The following is a 19,855-nucleotide window of genomic DNA, read 5'->3' on the forward strand; positions in this document are numbered from 1 at the left end:
TGTAGCTTGTAGTAGAATTCCTGCCTGATGGGGGGAGTGCCTTGAGATGGACTGGGACAAGCTGCGCATTTTCCATGCCGCGGCGGACGCTGGCAGCTTCACGCATGCCGGCGAAGCGCTTGGATTGAGTCAGTCGGCGGTCAGCCGCCAGGTCAGCGCGCTCGAGCACGAGTTGAAGGCGCCGCTGTTTCACCGCCACGCGCGTGGCCTGATCCTCACCGAACAGGGCGAGCTCCTCTACCGCACGGCGCACGACGTGTTCATGCAGCTCGAATCGGTGCGCACGCGGCTGACCGACTCCCGCGAGAAGCCGCGCGGCGACCTGAAGGTGACGACCACGCTGGCCCTGGGTACGACGTGGCTGACGCCGCGTCTGCGCGAATTCGTCGAGCTCTACCCCGATATTCATCTGCAGATGATCCTCGACGACAGCGAGCTCGACCTGTCGATGCGTCAGGCCGACGTGGCGATTCGGCTGCGCCAGCCCGTGCAGCCCGACCTGATCATGCGTCGCCTGTTCACGGTCCACTTCCACGTCTACGCCTCACCCGAGTATCTCAAGCGCTACGGCACGCCCCGCACGGTCGCCGACCTGGACAAGCACCGGATCATCACCTTCGGCGACCCCTCGCCCTCTTACTTCAGGGATATCAATTGGCTGGAGACGATCGGACGTCCGGAAGGCGAGCCGCGTACGCCGGCACTACGGGTAAACACCACCCACGGGATTCGGCGCGCGGTCGACGCGGGAATCGGCATTGCCGTGTTGCCGGACTACCTCATCGACCAGGGTTCGAGCCTCGTCCTGTTGCTGCCGGAGGAGGAGATCCCCTGCTTCGACACCTATCTCGTCTATCCGGAGGAACTGAAGGATACGGCGCGGATCAACGTGTTCAGGGATTTTCTGCTGGCCAAGGCGCGCGGCTGGAAGTTCTGATCGCTTGCAGCAAAGCCATGAGCATCGATCATGGCTGACATGCGCCGCGCCCCGTTGTGCGATGCCGAATATCACGCCATATGTCTGATCAAGCTGTAGGCAGCAAGGTGCGGCGCTACCTCCTCCCGGCGCCAAACCTCGATGCGGTCAGCTGTTCCCCTCTGGAAGGCGATTTTCTCGCGAATCCCCCCTTGCGAGATAATCGACTAAATAGCCGGATCGCTTCTGCGATCCGGCTTTTTTTTCGCTGCGATGAAATATCGTGCAGCGCAATAGCCAGCGGTCGGGCATCGCCTCCTCAGCCCTTCAAGCCGACGAAGCCGTCCCGTATGGCCGTTTCCATCGCCGTCACCGCATCGCTGTCGGCGCCGCTGCTGCGGCCGAGCACGAGCGACGAGGAGGGAAGCCCGGGGAAGCTCATCCTTCCGTCCAGGACGCGCATTCCGGGCTCCAGCGCCGTCTCCGCGATCATTGCGACGGCAAGCCCGGTGCGGATGGCCGCCTTGACGCCTGCGACGCTCTCGCTCGTCACGGCAACCCGGTAGCTGATGCCCGCCTCCGACAGCGCCGTCATCGCTGCATCCCGCCACCAGCAGGCCTGATCGAAGAGGGCGAGAGGCACCGGGTGGCCCCGTGGCAGTGTCCAGTCGTCCCGGGCCGCCCATACCGTCTGCTCGAGGAACAGGCGATTTCGGTCGTCGGCCCTCCCTTCCGCCGCGTAGACGGCGAGATCCAAGTCTCCGCGAGCCAGGGCGTCGGGATACGCGCTGCTGTTACCAAATCGCATCGAGACTTCGACCCGCTCGTGGCGGGTCGTAAAGCCTGCCAGGATCCGTTCCAGCACGTCGGTACCGTAGTCATCCGGAATGCCGATCCTGATCCGACCCGCCAACGGCTCGGCGAACAGGTCGCGGATACCGTCGATTTCTGCGATCGCCCGCCGCGCCGCCGGCAGCAGGAGCGTGCCGGAATCGGTCAGCGCAACGCCTCGCGCCTGCCTTTCGAACAGGCGGACCTGCAGGGCCTCTTCGAGCTTGCGCACCTGTACGCTGACCGCCGACTGGGTTCTGCCGATCTGCCGGCTTGCCCTGGACACGCTCTGTTGGTCCGCGACGGCGAGGAACGTGCGCAGAAGGTCGCTGTCGACTCCACCGATCGAGCGTTCGCTTTTCTTCATATGTGTCATGATAACTATTCGTTTGATCGATCGCCACACCTGCTCGATCTTACCGGTGATGGCAAATCAACCCGTCCTTTCATCGCTGCCGAGACCGCGAGCCGGATTGAGACCTTTGGTGCTCTCGATCGCCGGCCTCCTTGTCGGTCTGGGAGTGCTGCAGTCCCCGCGGACATGGCTGGATGCGGCCGCGTTCGCCGCAACGAACCTCGTGGCGATTTCCCCGGTCATCCTCATCGGAGCCGTGCTCGTCGCATATGCCAACGCCACCGGCGCCGCCAACCTGATCGCGACCGCGTTTGCCGGGCGGCCGGTTCGGATGATCGTGCTCGCATCGGGGATCGGGGCTCTCACGCCTGTCTGCGGCATCACCGTGCTGCCGCTGGTCGCGGGACTACTCGGTGCCGGCGTGCCGCTGGCGCCGATCATGGCCTTCTGGCTGTCCTCTCCCATTACGGACCCGGGCATGCTGGCCATTACCGCGGCTACGCTCGGCATTCCGTTTGCGATTGCGAAAACCGTGGCGGCTTTCGCCATTGGACTCTTTGGCGGAGGGATCACTTACGGTGTCGTCGCAGCCGGCGGACTGCGCAATCCCGTCAAACCGAACGCGGTCACGTCCGGCGCCTGCGGCGCCGGCGCTGGTACGGACGTGCATTGGCGGTTCTGGACAATGGCGGCCCGACGGACCGAATTCCGCACCAGTGCGATCGGCGCGGTGAAACTGATGCTGCCGTGGCTTGCCGCAGCCTTCGTCGCGGAATTCTTCATGAAGGCCTGGCTGCCGGACGACGTCGTGGCGGGACTCGTCGGATCTGGAGAGCGCTGGGCCGTGCCGCTGGCGACGATCGTCGGCGCCCCGATCTATCTCGACGGATACGCTGCGCTGCCCCTCGTGCGCGGCCTGATCGACTCCGGCATGGATCCGGCGGCCGCCCTGTCCTTCCTCATCGCCGGCGGAATCACCAGCGCCTGGGCGATCGTGCCGGTCTTTGCTCTGGTGCGCCTGCCGGTGGTCTGCCTTTACGCAACCCTGGCGGTGCTGGGCGCCATGCTGGCAGGATGGGCGGCAACTCCCCTCCTGGGCTAGGCTCGCCCATCACATGTATAGCTTCTCGCCTTCATAGCCGGTGTAGAGGCCCGCGACGTAGTCGCCGTATCCGTTGAAGAGCATGGTCGGCACCCGTTCTCCGGTGCCGAGCACTTCTTCGGTGGCCTGGCTCCAGCGCGGGTGCGGCACGTCCGGATTGACGTTCGCCCAGAAGCCGTACTCGCTCTCCTGAAGCGCTTCCCACATGCCCCTTGGCCGGTCTTCGGTGAAGGTGAACCGGACGATCGACTTGATCGACTTGAAGCCGTACTTCCACGGCGTCGCCAGTCTCAGCGGCGCTCCCATCTGCTTTGCGACGGGCTTGCCGTAGGCTCCCGTGACGAGGAAGGTCAGGTCGTTGGTGGCCTCCTCGATGGTCAGCCCTTCGACATAGGGCCACGGATACCACGCCTGCCGCTGCCCGGGCGCCATCTGCGGATCCATGAAAGTTTCCATCCGCACGTATCTGCCCCTGGATAGCGGCTTCGCGAAGTCGACGAGACTGCGCATGGGAAAACCCGTCCAGGGCACGGCCATCGACCATGCCTCGACGCAGCGGTGCCGGTAGAGGCGCTCTTCGAGCGGCATCCTGCGGATCAGATCATCGATCCCCACCGTCAACTCGGATTCCACATCCCCGTCGATTCTCACCTCCCAGGGACGGATTTCGAGCTTCTGGGCAGCGCCGGCGATTTGCTTGTGGGATCCGAACTCGTAGAAATTGTTGAAGTTGAGGTTGTACTTCTCCGGCGTAACCTCCCGCTCGAGCTCGAAGCTCTCGTTGTGCGGGGCCGGATAGAGATCCGCTGTCGGGTCCGCATCGTCCGCGCGTGCGATACCCGCCGGCACCAGCGCGCCGGCGATGCTGACGCCGCTGGCGGCCATGAAGGCGCGCCGGTTCAGGAACACGTCCTCAGGCGTCGCCGCCGCCTCAGGCATCCACCAGCCGGGCTTGCTCTTGGTAAGCATGTACATCGTCCTCCGAATTCTTTGCCCATTCGGGACTACGCCGCACCTGCCACGACGGCAAGTCACGCCTGCGCGACGGACGTGTGACACGCCGGCATGCGACAGACCTGGCGGATGGCGGCTGCCTATGCCGCTTCCTGCCGATGGCTCTCGATGACCTGATCGGCGAGCTTGCCGGTCAGCTCGGCCAGGTGATCGAACCGGCACACGTAGCTGCCGACGCCGGCCGTCGCCGACCTCAGTTCGACGATCAGGTCGCGCATCTCCGCTTCCGGCATCTGCGCCTGCACCACGTCCCATCCGGGCCAGCCCGGCCGCGCGTCGAAGCCCAGGATCTGGCCGCGCCGCTGCGAGACGATGGTGTTCACCTTCGCGGTCGCCTCCGACGGCACCATCACCTCGACATGCATGATCGGCTCCAGCAGCACCGGCGAGCATTGCGGCATCCCCTCGTTCATGCCGATGCGGCCTGCCGTGCGGAAGGCCATGTCGGAGGAATCCACGGTGTGATAGGAGCCGTCCGACAGGTTGACGGCGACGTCGACGACCGGAAAGCCGAGCGGCCCCGACCCGAGGTAGTCGCGCACGCCCGACTCCACGGATGGTATGTACTGCTTCGGCACGACCCCGCCGGTGATCGTGTCGGTGAACTCGAATCCGGCTCCGCGCGGCAGCGGCCGGATCTCGAGCACCACGTCGCCGAACTGGCCGTGACCGCCGGACTGCTTCTTGTGCCGGCCGCGCTGCGTCGCCGGCTTGCGGATCGTCTCCTTGTAGCCGATCCGCGGCTCGTGCGTCTGGACGTCGATGGCGAACTTGCCCGTCAGCCGCTCCAGCGCGACGCGCAGGTGCATCTCCCCCTGCCCGAGCAGCACCATCTCGCCGGCATCCTGGTTGTGCCGCAGTGACAGGGAGGGATCCTCGTCGATGATCTTGTGGATCGCCGAGGTCAGCTTGACCTCGTCCTTGCGCTCCTTTGCCTCGACCGCCTTGCCGAGCACGGGCTGGGGCGGCTCGACGGCAACGAGCTGCTCGACCCCCTTGTCCGTAGAGACGGTTTCGCCGGTGGCGATGCCCTCCAGCCGGCCCAGGCCGACCGTATCGCCGGCGACGGCCCTGGCCGCCTTGGTCGTGTCCTGTCCCTTCAGCGTGAACACCCCTCCGATCCGCTCCTCCCCGCCCCTGGCGCCGAAGACCGTATCGCCGTCGGCCAGCGCGCCGCGCAGGAGCCGCGCCACGGACAGCTTGCCACCATGGGTGGTGTGGAAGGTCTTGAGGATCTGGGCGACGGCGCCGGATCCGGCGGCGAGGCCAAGCCGCTCGGCGGTCTCGACCACCGACGGCGCCTCGTGGCGGAGCGCCTTCATCAGCCGCAGGATCCCGTTGGCGCGTTCTGCGGACCCCATCAGAACCGGGACGATCAGTCCCTGCCGCAGTTCGCTCGTCAGGTCGTCGAACACCCTGTCGCGCGGCGGTTCGACGTCGCTGAGCAGTTGCTCCATCAGGTCGTCGTCGTAGTCGGCGAGCTTCTCCAGCATCGAGAAGCGCGCATCGACCTCTTCGGCCCTGGCGTCGTCGCTCATCTCCACGACCTTGCTTTCGGCGTGCTCGCGATAGACGAAGGCGCGCTCCAGGGCCAGGTCGATGAAGCCGGTGACGATATCGTTCTCCCACAGCGGCAGCTGGCGCATGACCAGCGGCCGGGTGGAGGCGGGCTGCAGCCATTCCAGCGCGTCGCGGGGATTGCCCTCCGCCCTGTCGACCTTGTTGAGGAAGATCAGTCGCGGGATGCCGGCGTCCTCGAGCTCCTTGAGGATGAGTTGCAGCGCCGGCGCCTTCTTCTCGTCAAGCTCGGCGACGACCACGGCCATGTCGACGGCCGGAATGACGTTGCGGGCCTCGTGCAGGAATTCGATCGAGCCGGGGCAGTCGACGAACGTGTAGCTGTCGCCCATGAACTCGGTGGTGGCGACGTTGACCTCGACGCTCATCCCGTGAGCCCGGGCCTCCGGCGAGGCGTCGCCCACGGTGTTGCCGTCGCCGACCTTGCCCTGTCGGGTGATCGCCCCGGTTCGCGCCAGGATGCTTTCCAGAAGTGTCGTCTTGCCGCTCAGATACGGGCCCACCAGCGCGATACACCGGGCGGCCCCGCCTGATCTGCCGCCGCCTGCGCTTCCGTTGGTATCGGACATACAGCAACCCTCCCTTCGCCGGGCGGACCGCCGTTATGTTTGCTGGAAGGGCCAGGCCCGCCCATGACCTCGCCTGAGGATATGGTCCCAGCGAAACGCGGGAGGCGTCAAGTGGGGAGATATTAAGGAAGGCGTGATCGACAGATTGCGTGGTACAGTAATGATCGATATCCGCGGCGCGTCATTCAAAAATGGCTCTGACTGCACCGCATATAATATTTATCAGTCAATTTTCCTCAAACGAAATAACTTCTTTAGAAAAGCATATATTTAAATATTGTCTTATTTTATAAATCTTTCCAAGAAAAAATAACTATACATTCCGTCGTAATAAAATTATTCACTCAGGATAACAGACAAGATTCATCTTCTTTCATTTTAATCTCTAACCATCTTTATGACCTTCCTCGCCCCGGCCACAGCTGCACCAGCAGGATCGCCGCCAGGATCAGGCCTGCACCGACCAGTCCCGCCGCCGTCAGCCGGTCGCCCATGATCAGCGCCCCGGCGACGGCGGCGAAGACGGCTTCTGAGGACAGGATCACCGCGGCGTCGGCGGGGGGCGTCCAGCGCTGGCCGATCGCCTGCAGCGTGTAGGCGATCCCTCCCGACAGCAGTCCCGCATAGAGGATCTCGACGCCGGCGGCCGCGATCCGGTCTATCGCTATCGGCTCGACCAGCGGCGCGATCGCCAGCGACAGGACCGCCCCGATCGCGAACTGGGCGACGGCGACGGTCACCGGGCGACCGGTCCGCGCCATCAACAGGCCCAGCAGGGCCACTTGCGCTGCCCAGAACAGCGAACCGGCCAGGATCAGCACGTCGCCCAGCCCCAGCGGCACGAGGCCGCCGCCGCTCAGCAGGAACGTTCCCACGAGCGAAATCGCCGCGGCCGGCCACACGATCCTGTGCGGCATCGACCGGAACAGCGCCCATGCCGCGAACGGCACGAGAACCACGTAGATCCCCGTCAGGAATCCGGCATTGGTGACGCTGGTAAACTGGATGCCGATCTGCTGAAGGATCGTGCCCAGGAAGAAGGCTGCTCCGTTGAGGACGATCAGCCTGCGGTTGCGGCGTTCTATCGGCGGATTGCGCCGCGCCTCCCTGATCGCGAACGGCAGGATCGCCGGCACGGCGAGCATGAACCGCAGGCCGGTGAACAGGAACGGGCCGATATCCTGCATCGCCGTGGCTTGCGCGACGAAGGCGGTGCCCCAGATAAAGGCAGCGAATAGCAGCGTCAGGTTGGCGAGGGATCTGGTCACGCGCCCGGATAGTCCGTGGCACCCCGCAAAGCAATATGCGTGACAATCGATGCGGTTGACGGACGGGGCGCAATAGCGCAAGCGAAAGGCCATGTTGGATACAGCGACCGGCAAATCAGCCGACGGGGCCGCCCCGGAGACCGTCGACACACCCCTCGGCCCCGTGCCCGTGTCACGCCGCTCCTGCCCCTCGTGCGGTGCGGCGAATGACGACGTGGCCGGCGGCCGCTACTCCCGGCCGCCCTGGTCGATCAAGGAATGCCCCGCCTGCGGCTTCGTCTATCTGGACCCGGTGCCGCGCTATGAAGCGCTGATCGATACGCTGTCCTGGGAGAAGAGCCGGGAATCCGAAAATCGCCGCCGCGCGGACGAGCGCCCTGTCAGCTACCGGGTCAGCGCGTCGCTCAGGAAGCGCAACCGCCTGTTCCCGCGCAAGGACATCGCACGCCTTGCGGAGCGTTACGCCCCGCCGGGCAACGTCGTCGACATCGGCTGCGCGGAAGGCGGCCGGGCGATGACGCTCGCTGCCGACTATACGCCCTTCGGGGTCGAGATCTCGGCCGAACTTGCCGCCCAGGCGGACGGGCATTTCTCCACGCGGGGCGGCCGCTGCGTGCTCGCTCCGGCGCTGCAGGGTCTCCGGACGTTCGAGGACGGCTTCTTCACCGCCGCGATGCTGCGCTCCTTCCTCGAACACGAGACGCAGCCGCGCGAGGTTCTCGCCGAGCTCGCCCGCACGCTGACACCTGGCGGCGTGGCGATCGTCAAGGTTCCGAACTACGGGTCGCTGAACCGCCGCCTCACGGGCCGCAAGTGGTGCGGCTTCCGGTTCCCCGACCACGTCAACTACTTTACGCCGGAGAGCCTCCGGGCCATGGCCGGCCGCCAGGGCTTCGACGTCAGCTATGGTGCAACGGGCGCCATGCCGACCAGCGACAACATGTGGGCGCTGCTGCGCAGGCGCTGATCGCAGGTCCGCTGCCGGTACGGAGATTCTTGCGCGGGGACGGCCTTTCCGATGGTCCCCCCGTGCGTTGGTATGCGTAGTGAATACCGCTACAGCCGAACGGAGGAGGTTCCGCAATGCCCAGATCGCCGCATCGAAGGTTCGTCGCAGTCGCCCTGGCCGCCCTGATATCTGCCTCGGCCGGAGCCGGCGGCGCTCTGGCCGCGGGAGGAAACGATACCGGTACGCCGGTCAAGTCCTGCCCGCGCGGACAGGTGCTCGATGAAAAGACGGGGAAGTGCGTCAGCCAGTCCAGCGACAGTCTCGACGACCAGAGCCGGTACGCCTATGGCGCCTGGCTGGCCCGGAGCGGCCGGTACGGAGAAGCCATCGAGGTGCTCAGCCTCGTCGAAGACAAGGACGATCCGCGGGTCCTGACCTATCTGGGCTACGCCCACCGCCAGTTGAGCCGGTTCGAGGTCGGACTCGGATACTACCGCCAGGCGCTGGCCGCCGATCCCGATCATGTGCAGGCTCGCGAGTATCTCGGCGAGGCATACCTGATCCTGAACAAGCCCGACCTTGCCAGGGAACAGCTCAGGGAGATCGAATTGCGCTGCGGGTCCGACTGCGAGGAGTATCGGTTGCTGGCAAGTGCAATCGCAGACCACGAGAAGGCGCTGGAGCGGCGATCCTAGTCGCTCGCCCCCGGGATCCGACCCGGTTGAGGCTGCGCGGTCGCACCAACTGATCGGCCGGCGAGGCAGCTCGCCGGCATCCTCATGCGCGAGGACATCAGATTATTCCCAGTATGGGCCGGCGCCAGACCGTACGCGTCAGTCCGGCGTCGGACGGTAGATCGGTCCCCGGTCGATCACCGGCTGCAGCAGATCGTTTTCGCGGAAGTCGTCTTCCTCCTCGGGGCGCACCGGTCTGTGCGTCTGCCCCGGATAGCCGAGCAGCTTCCAAACCTGCGGCTGCATGTAGTAGGCGGCCGAGGCCACCAGGCCGATTGCACCCATGGCCGCGGGATCCTCGCGATTGAGCCGTTCGGCCGCGGCCGCACCATCAGGCGCGCCGGCTGCCGCCCGAAGCCCGCGCAGCAGATCGTTTGCCAGTTCGGGCCGCAGAGCCAGCACATGGTCCATCGGCTCGCCTTCGATTCCCAGGGCAGTGGCGGAAGGCATGCCCTCAGCCGCCGGGATCAGGACATCGGCGATCGCTGCGAAGACCTCGCGGTCTCGTTTCAACAACAGTGATGCAGGCTCATCGCTCATCGCCGCTATTCCCCTCGCGCTTCGATCAGATGCATCGCCGACCGCAATGCGATCGCACAGATCGTAGCCGTCGGATTGAAGCCGGAAGAGGTGACGAAAACCGATCCGTCGTAGATATGGAGATTGGGGATGTCGTGGCAGCGGCCGAACTCGTCGACGACGGATGACTGCGGGTCGTCGCCCATCCGGCAGGTGCCCATCAGATGCCAGCCGCAGTCGCGCATCAGCTCGGTCGTAGTCATCTCGTAGGCGCCCGCTGCCTCCATCGCCTCCTTTGCGCGGGCGAGGTGGAAGTCGATGAGCCGGCGGGTGTTCTCGGAGTTCCGGTAGACGATCTTCGGCGCGGCAATACCGTCCCCATCCCTCAGCGTCTCATGCAGCACTACACGGTTTTCCGGGTCGGGCAGGTCTTCAGCAATAATTCCCCATTCGAACGACCGACCGAAGCGCTTCGCCGTCGTCCTGTGCAGGTTGATGCCCCAGGAGTCTTCCAGCGGCTTGCCGCCATAGGCCGAGCGCATGCCGAACGGCCCGCCGGAGGGCATCGCATTCCACTTGGCACCGCGGATGAATCCGCGATCCGTGTCGGTCTCGTAGAACTCGAGCGAGTGGATCGCCTCGCCTGTAGGGCCGAGCCAGCTTTCGAGGTCCTCCTCGAAATACCCGACGACGGCTGCATAGGGATGCATCATCAGGTTGCGCCCGACCATGCCCGAACGGTTGGCAAGACCGTCCGGGAACCGTGCGCTGTGCGAATTGAGCAGGAGGCGCGGCGTGCCGACGCCGTTGCAGCAGACGACGACGGTGCGACCTGCCTGGAAATGCTCGTTGCCGCTCCGGTCGGTGTAGACCGCGCCCGTCGCCCGGCCGGACCGATCCGTCTCGATACGGCTGACGTGAGCGCCGGTGACCAGCCTTGCCCCCGCCTTCAGCGCGCCCGGCCAGTGCGTCAGATCGACGGACGCCTTTGCTTCCTCCGGGCACCCTTGCGTGCAGGTGCCGCGACGCGCGCATTGGCTCCGGCCCCGGTACGGCCGGCTGGGAATGGCCAAGGGCGCCGGCCACCAGTGCCAGCCAAGCGCGTTCATTCCCGCCGCCGCCTTGCGACCGACCTTGCCGATCGGAAAGGGGGGCAGGGGCGGCGGCGGCGTTTCCGGATAAGCGGGATCGCCTGCCAGCCCCGAAATTCCCATCTCGACGTCCATGAAGTCGTAGTAGGGCGCGAGGTCCTCGTACGTGAACGGCCAGTCGTCGGCGACGCCGTCGAGGGTCCGCACCCGGAAATCCGACGGCATGAAGCGATGCCAGTGCGCCGTATAGATGACCGTACTGCCGCCGACGGCCGCCAGCATCAGCGGGTTGACGTCGGACTCGGTCGTGTCGATCGGATAGTCGTCGGCGCGGCCGCGCACGTTGGGATTGGGATGCCAGATCTTCTGGGACGTCACCTCCCAGTCGGGCGTACCTCCGAAGAACTCCCGGGCCGAAACCCAGTCTCCCTGCTCCAGACAAACGACGTCCAATCCGGCCTCGGCGAACGTCTTGGTGGCGACGGCGCCCGACGCGCCGGCACCGATCACCACGACATCGGCCGTCTCACGCGATCCGTTTGCAGATGCCATCGTGATTCATCGTTCCCCTCCACGCCGGACCGGCGCGCTCCATTCCCGTTCGCAATCTGACAGGGGCCGGGGAAACGGGTCAATGCATCGTCGATTGCGAGCCTGGACGCTCACGCGCGCATGGGGTTCGGCATCCGCTCGGCCGGTTTGGCTTTCGAAGATGGCACCCGTGGTCAATCCCGATCGCTGCTGGACCTGCCGGTGGCGACCATCGCCGGGACAGATGACGGGGCGAAATGCACGGCCGTGCACTGGCAAATGCCGAGGGATTCGGCCATTGTCCGGCCGCCATGACCGAGACCCCCGACCACACGACGGCAAGCGCCGCCGCGCCGCGTGCATTCGACGGCCGGGGCGAATTGCGCGCCACGCTGTCGGTCGGCATCCCGCTGGTACTGTCGAACCTCGGTGCGATCGCCATCAACACGACCGACGTCGTCATGATCGGCTGGTTGGGGGCAGGCCCGCTCGCGGCGGCAACGCTCGGTTTCACGCTGTACTTCCTGCTGTTGCTGTTCGGCACCGGCATCACGGCGGCCGTCGCGCCGCTGGCCGCCCAGGCCTATGGCGCCGACGATGCGGTCGCGGTGCGCCGGACGGTCCGCCAGGGCCTGTGGGCGGTGGGCATTGTCTCGGTGCCGGGGATAGCGATCCTGTTGAACGGCGAGGCGGTTCTGCTGATCGTCGGCCAGGATCCGCAGGCGGCGCGGCTCGCCGGCGCCTATCTCGCCTACGCCGCGTGGAGCCTGCCGTTCGTACTCGGCATCATGGTCCTGCGCGGCCTGCTGGCGACCGTCGACCGGGCGGGCATCGTGTTTCTCGTCACCTGCGTCGGCATCGCCGGCAATGGCGCGATCAACTACGCCCTGATTTTCGGCAACTGGGGCTTCCCCAGGCTGGAGATCGTCGGCGCAGGCGTCGCCACCACCGTGATCAACGCACTGGGGTTCACGATACTTGCCGTCTATGTGGCACTGCACCCGCGGACGCGGCACTACAAGGTCTTTATCCGGCTCTGGCGGCCGGATTTCGAACGTCTGCGGCAGATCGGCCGCCTCGGTCTGCCAATCGCCTTCACGCTGATGTTCGAGGAAGGCTTCTTTGCGGCCTCCACGCTCATGGTCGGCTGGCTCGGGCCCCTGCCTCTCGCCGGCCATGCGATCGCGCTGCAATGCGCCTCCGTCGCCTTCATGGTGCCGCTCGGAATCGGCCAGGCCGCGACGGTACGCGTCGGCATCGCCGCCGGCAGTTCGGACACGGTGAGGATCGGCCGCGCCGGCTGGACGGCACTGCTGCTCGGCATCGCCTTCATGTCGCTGTCCGCGATCCTGTTCTGGGCTGCTCCCGAGTCTCTGGCGAGCCTGTTCCTCGACACCGGCGACCCGGATGCCGCCGCCGTGCTGCCGATCGCGGTATCGCTGCTCGGAGTCGCTGCCATCTTCCAGCTTTTCGACGGCACCCAGGTGGTCGGCCTCGGTGTCCTCCGCGGGCTCAACGACACCCGCGTACCGCTCGGCTTCGCCGTCTTCGGATACTGGATCTGCGGTGCGCCCCTCGCCTACGTCCTTGGTTTCGTCGCCGGCTACGGCGCCGTCGGGATCTGGGTGGGATTCATTCTCGGGCTGGGAATCGTCGCAGGCCTCGCGCTGCACCGTTTCGGTCGGCGGGAGCGGTTCGGCCTGGTGGCAAAGTTTGCCGCCGCCTGACTGCCGGCGCAGCCGCCCGTGGGGCCGGTGGACGCCATTCGCACGGGCCCGATGACAAACCGTACCCTGTGCGGTTAGTGTGTCCGTCGCCCTGCCACCACCAGCTCCCGGAGCCCCGCCATGATGATCCTGCGTTCCGCCGGTCCTTCCCCCTTCGGCCGCAAGGTCAAGATCGCTCTCGGCATTCTCGAGCTGGACGACAGGGTCCAGATGAAGCCGGCCGACAGCAACACCCCGGATGAGGAACTGCTGAGCCAGAATCCGCTCGGCAAGATCCCGACGCTGGTTCTCGAGGACGGGACCACCCTGTTCGATTCCCGCGTGATCATCGAGTACCTCGACGACCTGGCCGGCGGCGGAAAGATCATCCCCACGGGTCCGGCCCGGTTCGCCGCGCTGCGCCTGCAGGCCCTGGCCGATGGCATGATGGATGCCTCCCTGCTCCAGGTCTACGAGCGGCGATTCCGCACCGAGGAGATGGTGTATCAGCCCTGGCTCGATCGACAGGCCGCCAAGGTGACCCGTACCCTGGCGTCCCTCGAGCCGGAACCGCCGATGATGGGCAAGCCGCCGCATGTCGGTCATATCGCGCTTGCCTGCGCACTCGGCTACCTCGACCTCAGGTTCGAGGGACGATGGCGCGACGGGCACCCGAAGCTGGTCGGCTGGCTCGACGCATTCGCCGCGACCGTGCCGGCCTTCGCGGAGACGAACCCCACCGGCTGAGATCGCTACGGGGCGATCCACCGCCGACCCGTATGCCGGCAATCTGATCCGAGAGAGCATGGTCGTGCGCGCGCGTTCGGAGGTCTTCGACGGGCCCTATGCGTGGTTCCGTCTGGCGGTGTCGGTGCTGCTCGCCACCACCGGCAGCGTCGGCATGTGGGCCGTCGTCGTGGTCCTGCCGAAGGTTCAGGCCGAGTTCGACGTCGACCGCGCCACGGCCTCGCTGCCCTACACGGCGACGATGCTGGGCTTTGCGCTCGGCAACGTCCTGATCGGCCGGTATGTCGACCGGCTCGGCATCGTCCTGCCGGTCATCGGTGCATCGGTCGCGCTGTCGGCCGGGTTCGTGCTGGCGGCCCTGTCGACCGGCGTCTGGCAGTTTGCCGTCATACAGGGCGTGCTGATCGGCATCGGCACCTCCGCGACCTTCGGTCCGTTGATTGCGGATATCTCGCACTGGTTTCGCGCCCGCCGCGGCGTCGCCGTCGCCGCGACCGCCAGCGGCAACTACCTGGCCGGCGCGATCTGGCCGACCGCCTTGCAGGGTGTACTCGTGTCCGAGGGATGGCGGACCACCTACATCATCATCGGCATCGTCTGCCTGGCGATCATGTTGCCCCTGTCGCTCTTGCTGCGCCGCCGGATACCGGTCGAAGTGAACGCCGGCGATGCGCTTGCCGGCACGGTCGCAGCGTCGCAACAGGTGCGGACGATCGGCCTGTCTCCACGTGCCCTGCAGATCCTGCTCGTGATTGCCGGACTCGGCTGCTGCGTCGCCATGTCGATGCCGCAGGTTCACATCGTCGCCTATTGCGCCGACCTCGGCTACGGCGTCGCGCGCGGCGCCGAGATGCTGTCGCTGATGCTGGTCGGCGGGGTCGCCAGCCGGCTGGCCTCGGGATTCCTGGCAGACCGGATCGGCGGCGTGCGCACCCTGCTCGTCGGCTCGGTGGGGCAGTGCCTGGCGCTGGTTCTATACATGCCGTTCGACGGACTGGCCTCGCTCTACGTCGTCTCGTTCATCTTCGGCCTGTCGCAGGGCGGCATCGTGCCGAGCTACGCGATCATCGTCCGGGAGTACCTGCCCGCCAGGGAAGCCGGTCAGCGCGTCGGCGTGGTGATCATGGCGACGGTCATCGGCATGGCGCTGGGCGGCTGGCTGTCGGGCTGGATCTACGACCTGACCGGATCCTACCGCGCCGCCTTCCTGAACGGCATCGCCTGGAACCTGCTCAACATCGCGATCATGCTGATGATCCTGGGAAAGACACGCACGATGCGAACGGCGGCGATTTAGTCGTGGTCCGGAACGGACGGTCAGTCCTTCAAGTCCGGGGGCCGAGGTGGCAGTTTCCCCGCCCATGCGTCTGGGCAGGAAAAGAGCCTTCACTGCGCTCAGCCGCGGCACGCAGTTCTGTTCGCTCTTCTATCTCGACCTGGTCGCAACGACGATGCGGCCGACACAGAGAAAAGCGACCAAATCAAGCAGGTCGCCTCTCGTCGTGGCGTCCACCTGTCTCGGCAGTGCAGTTCACAAAGGTGAGGCCCCGGCATCTCGCGCATGCCGGGGCCTCGGGCCCGTTTCCTTCGGAGGTCAGGATGAATGACTAGAAGGAGCGGGTAACCTGGAATGCTGCGGAGAAGGCACCGTCGTCGTCGCTGCCGAGCGGTCCGCACACCGCGACCGGGCCGACGCAGTTGTTTGCGCCATTCCACTGCGGATAGTTGTAATCTGCATTTCCGTAGACAAGGTCGACCTGGAAGGTGGTCCGCGGAACCGGAGTCCAGGCGAAGTCGAGATAGACCTGCCAGAACTTTGTATCCAGATCGGCCGTCCCGGTGGTCCCCAATGCAAACGGGACAGCGGGTCCGTAGGTGGTCAGCACTTTTGGAACATCCACGCTGCCGTAGCCGCCACCGAGGGTCGAATTGAATGTCGGCGTCCAGTTATGCGTGAAGCCGGCGAGGACTGACCAGGTCGTTACCGTGTCGACAATGCAGTTGCCCAATGCAGGCGCCCCGGGGGTGCACTGTCCCCAAATTGTATTCACGACACCGCCACCGCCGATTCCGGCGCCCCCGAAGCTGTCCTGGAAGTACTGGTGCGCGCCGTCCGTGTAGATTGCCTTGAAGGAGAAGAAGTCGCCGTCCCCGATCGATGGCGTGTTGATCACCAGGCCGAACAGGGCAGCCCAGCCGATTTCGGAGTCCGTCTGGTTGCCTTGAACCGGTGCCGCCTGAGGCGGGAAGCCTACAGTGACATTCCGGAACTGGTTGTTGTGGATGGCACCCGACAGTTGGGCGTTACCCCAATCGCCATCGACGCGGATGTTGGCGACGATGTCCGGCATCGAATTGCGGTCGTTGACGGCCGAAAGGCTCGGAATCAACGGGCCAGCGGGGTAAAGGGTCGGGCCCCCAGGAGGCCCGATGTAGAGCAGACCGGCGCCGCCCGCGTTCACCGAGATAGGGGTCGTATACTCCTGATCTTCGACAGCGACCGAAACCGAGAACCCATTGCCGAACGACTGAGTATAGCGGATCTGGTTCCGGCGCATGAAGTTGTCGCCGATGATTACGTACGGGTCGGTGGTGGTTGCCGACGAATCGAGATGCAGGAACGTCGACCACGTCTTGCCGAACGTCCAGTTGCCGAACTGAACGAAAGCGTGACGCAGATTCGCCGCACCGCCGGTGCGGGTGTCATCGTCCGTGGCCTGAAGTTCGACGAAGGCACGCACCGTGCCGTACTCAGTCGACGTGCGGGCGTCGAAGTTCACACGACCCTGCCCATACATTTGCAAACGGTCTATCAGAGTATGCCCGTCCGGAATGATGTGATCGGGCCGGTAGAACGCATCGCCGAACCAGTTGTCTTGGGCGCCGACCACCACCAGTCGCGCGAACCCGCCGACCTTGAAGCAGATGTCGGTGCCAGGCAGTTCGATGAAACCGGTTATGTCGCACCGGTACACCGGCTCCCGCGGCGCCTTCACTTCCATCATCATGTCGGCGGCCTGAGCCCCGGTGGCTGCCACCAGCAGCGCGGCAGATCCGAGGAAGGCATTCCTTATGTAGTTCATGTCTCACCCTTTCCGTGAATCGGTCAGGACATTTAGGTTGCGTTTAAAATGACCTGCAACTTCTAATACGTAACCCTAGGCGATATCGCCGATCGTGTTGCGTCTGTGCAACACTGATCCACGCCCAAATTTTCTCGATTAGAGATATGATTTCCCCTTATTTTTCAGAATGTTATATGATTCCTGCCGGTTTACCTGAAGCGCCTGCACGAGCCACAATCTATTGATGTAGTTGCGCTCGCGTCCCCTCGCGTCTCTTTGGAACGCAGGCTCCACCGGCTTTCAAAAAGGACCTTTCCTTCCTGGATGCCGGACTGATTTGTCACTTTTAATTCCTTGCTATGGACCCCGAGGCCAAAGCTGGTCGGAACATTCGCCGCCTTCGGCTGTCGAGGGCGCTTTCGCAGGAGGCGCTGGCATCGCAAGCCGACATTGCGCCCCGGCATCTCGGCCGCATCGAGCGCGGCAAGACCAGCGCCACGCTCAACGTCCTCTCGCGCATCGCGGCGTCACTGGATTGTGAGATTGCCGACCTGCTTGCCGACAGCGACGACCCGACCCCCAGGAATCTTCCGCGCGGCAGGCACATGGGCGACGAGCCCGCTCCGTACCTGGTCGCCCGCGAGGGTGATGCCGCCTACGAGGCCGGGAAATCGGCGCCTGAAGCAAACATTTCCGGAATGGGGTCCGAAATCCTGCAGAGCATCCTGCATTCCGGGATATCTGGGCCTTATTCAGCCGCAGCCGAAAGGATGATCGAGGCGATCGTCGCCGGTGCCGGCGGCGAAAAGAGGCTGCCGGCCGCCCAGCGACGCCGGATCGAACAGGCCCGCCTCTGGGCTCAGGCGATGGACATCAGGCACCTGCCGGAGGACTAGCGTCATGGGTCCTCGCCGCCGGCAAATGCCGGCGACTGCGCGAACCGCGCATTGGGCCGTTCCACAGGTTGAAGCTCAGCGGGGTGAGCCTTTAGCATCCCATGTGACCAAGCCCCACCCGCACGCTGAACAGGCCTCATGACCGCCTCCTTCAGACCCTTCGTGGCACTCGTCCAAATGATCGAGAAATGGCGGTTCCGCCTGCTGCTGACGATGCTCGTCGCCACACTGTTCCTGGAGACGCTGCTGGACGAGAACCTGTTCGGCGCCCTGTTCCTGACAACCCTTTTCGCCATCGTGCTCGGCGGCGCGGTCTACGTTTCCGCACCGCCGGCGCGGATCAGGTATTTCGCCTACGGGCTGGTGGCGATCTGGATGGTGGTGAGCTGGCTGCGCGACTCACCGGTGCTGGCGACGTTCGACGCACCGCTGCTGGCCATCACCATCGTGCTCGGCGTTACCGTCTTTGGAATCACCCTGCGCGCACTGATCTATTCACCGGAAGCCGATATCGACGCGCTGGCGGGGGCAGTGTTCGGCTATTTCCTGCTCGCCGTGGTCTGGGCGCTGTTCTACATGCAGTTGGAGTACTGGACGCCCGGATCGTTCCGGTTTGCCATCGCAGAACAGGATGTGCGCGGCGAACTCCTGTATTTCTCGCTGGTCACGATCACCACGCTTGGCTACGGCGATATCACGGCAGCCAATCCGTTTGCCCGCATCTGCACCGGCGTCGAAGCCGCCCAGGGAACGCTTTATCTCGCTATTCTGGTCGGCCGGGTGGTCAGTCTTCTGAAATCGGACCCGCGGTAGGACACTGCGGGGATATTCAATCCGTCACTGCCGGTCTGATACGCAGGATACGCCCGTCGTCGGCGTCGGTCAGCACGTACAGATAGCCGTCCGGCCCCTCGCGGACATCGCGGATGCGTTCGCCGAGCCCGGTCAGCAGCTTCTCCTCGCCAACTACCTCCTCGCCCTCCAGGTCCAGCCTGGCCAGATACTGAAGCTTCAGTGCGCCGACGAAGACGTCCCCCTGCCACTCCGGGAACGCATCGCCGGTGTAGAAGGCCATCCCCGAAGGCGCAATCGACGGGTCCCAATAGTGAACGGGCTGCTCCATCCCTTCCTTGGAAGTGCCGACGCCGATCCTCGCTCCGGAATAATGAGTGCCGTAGGAAATTTCGGGCCAGCCGTAGTTGCGCCCGGCCTTCGGGATGTTGATCTCGTCGCCGCCGCGGGCGCCATGCGCCACGGTCCACAACTCGCCCGTCTCCGGGTTGAGCGCCGCCCCCTGCGGGTTGCGATGACCGATGGACCAGATTTCCGGCAGGCCCCCACCCTGAACGAAGGGATTGTCCGCGGGCACCGAACCGTCGGGATTGATCCGGATCACCGACCCCGCGTGGTCGTTTGGATCCTGGGCGCGGTCCATGGCGCCGCGCTCGCCGACGGTAACGAACAGCGTGCCGTCCGGTGCGAACACCAGGCGCGAGCCGAAGTGCCGTGTGGTACTGGTTTTCCGGTTCATCCGGAAGATGACCTGGGTGTTGTCCAACCGAGCGGCCGCGCCGTCGCGAACGAGCTGCGCCCGCGCGACGGCCGTGCCGGCAACACCGCCGTCTATCTCCGCAAAGGACATGTAGACGGTTCCGTTGGACTCGAAGTCTGGGTCGAGCACGACGTCCAGCATTCCGCCCTGCCCCCACTCGCGTGTCCGCGGCGCCCCGGCGAGGGGTTCCGACAACTCGCCATCCGCCGACACCAGACGGACCGGGCCCGGCCGTTCTGTCACCAGCATCGCGCCATCGGGAAGAAAGGCCAACGACCAGGGATGGTCGAGGCCTTCCGCGACCGTCTCTACGTGCAGAGGTCCGGCCGAGGACTCGACGGTCACCTCATCGGCTGCGGCCAGCTGGACCGTAGAAGCCGCAAGGCCGAGACCCGCGAGCGCCGCAATCACCCTGTTCATCGCCATCCTCCG

The 19,855-nt window shown here is 65.2% G+C and carries 17 protein-coding genes; 9 read left to right on the forward strand and 8 right to left on the reverse strand.

The genetic code is table 11. From position 1 onward, the window contains the following. Positions 1 to 46 precede the first annotated feature (46 nt). Complete coding sequence (locus V3328_RS11645; RefSeq protein ID WP_340329827.1) at positions 47 to 937, forward strand: LysR family transcriptional regulator; 891 nt, start codon at positions 47 to 49, stop codon at positions 935 to 937. Positions 938 to 1,235: 298 nt separating this feature from the next. On the opposite strand, the gene V3328_RS11650 is transcribed toward V3328_RS11645, so the two are convergent. Further along, positions 1,236 to 2,123 (reverse strand): LysR substrate-binding domain-containing protein, encoded by an 888-nt coding sequence (locus V3328_RS11650; RefSeq protein ID WP_340329828.1) that lies wholly within the window; start codon positions 2,121 to 2,123, stop codon positions 1,236 to 1,238. Between the two features lie 109 nt (positions 2,124 to 2,232). Between V3328_RS11650 and V3328_RS11655 the strand changes: the two genes are divergently transcribed. Continuing rightward, complete coding sequence (locus tag V3328_RS11655) at positions 2,233 to 3,204, forward strand: permease (RefSeq protein WP_340329829.1); 972 nt, start codon at positions 2,233 to 2,235, stop codon at positions 3,202 to 3,204. A 9-nt stretch (positions 3,205 to 3,213) separates the two neighbouring features. On the opposite strand, the gene msrP is transcribed toward V3328_RS11655, so the two are convergent. The 3 genes from msrP to V3328_RS11670 all read right to left on the reverse strand — a co-directional run bounded on the left by msrP (position 3,214) and on the right by V3328_RS11670 (position 7,633). Next, positions 3,214 to 4,173, reverse strand: coding sequence for a protein-methionine-sulfoxide reductase catalytic subunit MsrP (gene msrP, locus V3328_RS11660; protein ID WP_340329830.1), 960 nt, complete (start codon positions 4,171 to 4,173; stop codon positions 3,214 to 3,216). Positions 4,174 to 4,298: 125 nt separating this feature from the next. Continuing rightward, complete coding sequence (locus V3328_RS11665; protein WP_340329831.1) at positions 4,299 to 6,365, reverse strand: elongation factor G; 2,067 nt, start codon at positions 6,363 to 6,365, stop codon at positions 4,299 to 4,301. 395 nt (positions 6,366 to 6,760) lie between these two features. Then, positions 6,761 to 7,633 (reverse strand): DMT family transporter, encoded by an 873-nt coding sequence (locus V3328_RS11670; protein ID WP_340329832.1) that lies wholly within the window; start codon positions 7,631 to 7,633, stop codon positions 6,761 to 6,763. A gap of 91 nt (positions 7,634 to 7,724) precedes the next feature. Between V3328_RS11670 and V3328_RS11675 the strand changes: the two genes are divergently transcribed. Further along, positions 7,725 to 8,600: a class I SAM-dependent methyltransferase gene (locus V3328_RS11675; RefSeq protein ID WP_340329833.1), complete on the forward strand. Its 876-nt coding sequence runs from the start codon at positions 7,725 to 7,727 to the stop codon at positions 8,598 to 8,600. A gap of 116 nt (positions 8,601 to 8,716) precedes the next feature. After that, positions 8,717 to 9,277 (forward strand): tetratricopeptide repeat protein, encoded by a 561-nt coding sequence (locus tag V3328_RS11680; protein ID WP_340329834.1) that lies wholly within the window; start codon positions 8,717 to 8,719, stop codon positions 9,275 to 9,277. A 138-nt stretch (positions 9,278 to 9,415) separates the two neighbouring features. Here V3328_RS11680 and V3328_RS11685 read toward each other — a convergent pair whose 3' ends face one another. Next, entirely contained in the window at positions 9,416 to 9,856 is a 441-nt protein-coding gene (locus V3328_RS11685; RefSeq protein WP_340329835.1) for a hypothetical protein, read from the reverse strand. A 5-nt stretch (positions 9,857 to 9,861) separates the two neighbouring features. Further along, positions 9,862 to 11,478, reverse strand: a complete 1,617-nt coding sequence (locus V3328_RS11690; RefSeq protein WP_340329836.1) for a GMC family oxidoreductase — start codon at positions 11,476 to 11,478, stop codon at positions 9,862 to 9,864. Positions 11,479 to 11,714: 236 nt separating this feature from the next. On the opposite strand from V3328_RS11690, the gene V3328_RS11695 reads away from it, so the two are divergent. The 3 genes from V3328_RS11695 (at position 11,715) to V3328_RS11705 (ending at position 15,207) form a co-directional block, all read left to right on the forward strand. Continuing rightward, the gene (locus V3328_RS11695; protein WP_340329837.1) at positions 11,715 to 13,184 is read left to right on the forward strand and encodes an MATE family efflux transporter; all 1,470 of its coding nucleotides are present in this window, start codon (positions 11,715 to 11,717) and stop codon (positions 13,182 to 13,184) included. A gap of 120 nt (positions 13,185 to 13,304) precedes the next feature. Beyond that, positions 13,305 to 13,910 (forward strand): glutathione S-transferase family protein, encoded by a 606-nt coding sequence (locus tag V3328_RS11700; RefSeq protein ID WP_340329838.1) that lies wholly within the window; start codon positions 13,305 to 13,307, stop codon positions 13,908 to 13,910. A 58-nt stretch (positions 13,911 to 13,968) separates the two neighbouring features. Beyond that, the gene (locus tag V3328_RS11705; protein ID WP_340329839.1) at positions 13,969 to 15,207 is read left to right on the forward strand and encodes an MFS transporter; all 1,239 of its coding nucleotides are present in this window, start codon (positions 13,969 to 13,971) and stop codon (positions 15,205 to 15,207) included. Between the two features lie 310 nt (positions 15,208 to 15,517). Here V3328_RS11705 and V3328_RS11710 read toward each other — a convergent pair whose 3' ends face one another. Then, positions 15,518 to 16,993 carry a porin gene (locus tag V3328_RS11710; RefSeq protein ID WP_340329840.1) on the reverse strand — a complete coding sequence of 492 codons (1,476 nt, stop codon included), beginning with the start codon at positions 16,991 to 16,993 and terminating at the stop codon, positions 15,518 to 15,520. 341 nt (positions 16,994 to 17,334) lie between these two features. Between V3328_RS11710 and V3328_RS11715 the strand changes: the two genes are divergently transcribed. Together V3328_RS11715 and V3328_RS11720 are read left to right on the forward strand one after the other, a co-directional pair. Beyond that, positions 17,335 to 17,871 carry a helix-turn-helix domain-containing protein gene (locus V3328_RS11715; RefSeq protein ID WP_340329841.1) on the forward strand — a complete coding sequence of 179 codons (537 nt, stop codon included), beginning with the start codon at positions 17,335 to 17,337 and terminating at the stop codon, positions 17,869 to 17,871. A gap of 138 nt (positions 17,872 to 18,009) precedes the next feature. Beyond that, positions 18,010 to 18,684 carry a potassium channel family protein gene (locus tag V3328_RS11720; RefSeq protein ID WP_340329842.1) on the forward strand — a complete coding sequence of 225 codons (675 nt, stop codon included), beginning with the start codon at positions 18,010 to 18,012 and terminating at the stop codon, positions 18,682 to 18,684. A gap of 16 nt (positions 18,685 to 18,700) precedes the next feature. On the opposite strand, the gene V3328_RS11725 is transcribed toward V3328_RS11720, so the two are convergent. Beyond that, entirely contained in the window at positions 18,701 to 19,843 is a 1,143-nt protein-coding gene (locus V3328_RS11725; protein WP_340329843.1) for a PQQ-dependent sugar dehydrogenase, read from the reverse strand. Positions 19,844 to 19,855 lie beyond the last annotated feature (12 nt).

Source organism: Microbaculum marinum, assembly GCF_037855135.1.
Classification (GTDB): Bacteria; Pseudomonadota; Alphaproteobacteria; order Rhizobiales; family Tepidamorphaceae; genus Microbaculum; species Microbaculum marinum.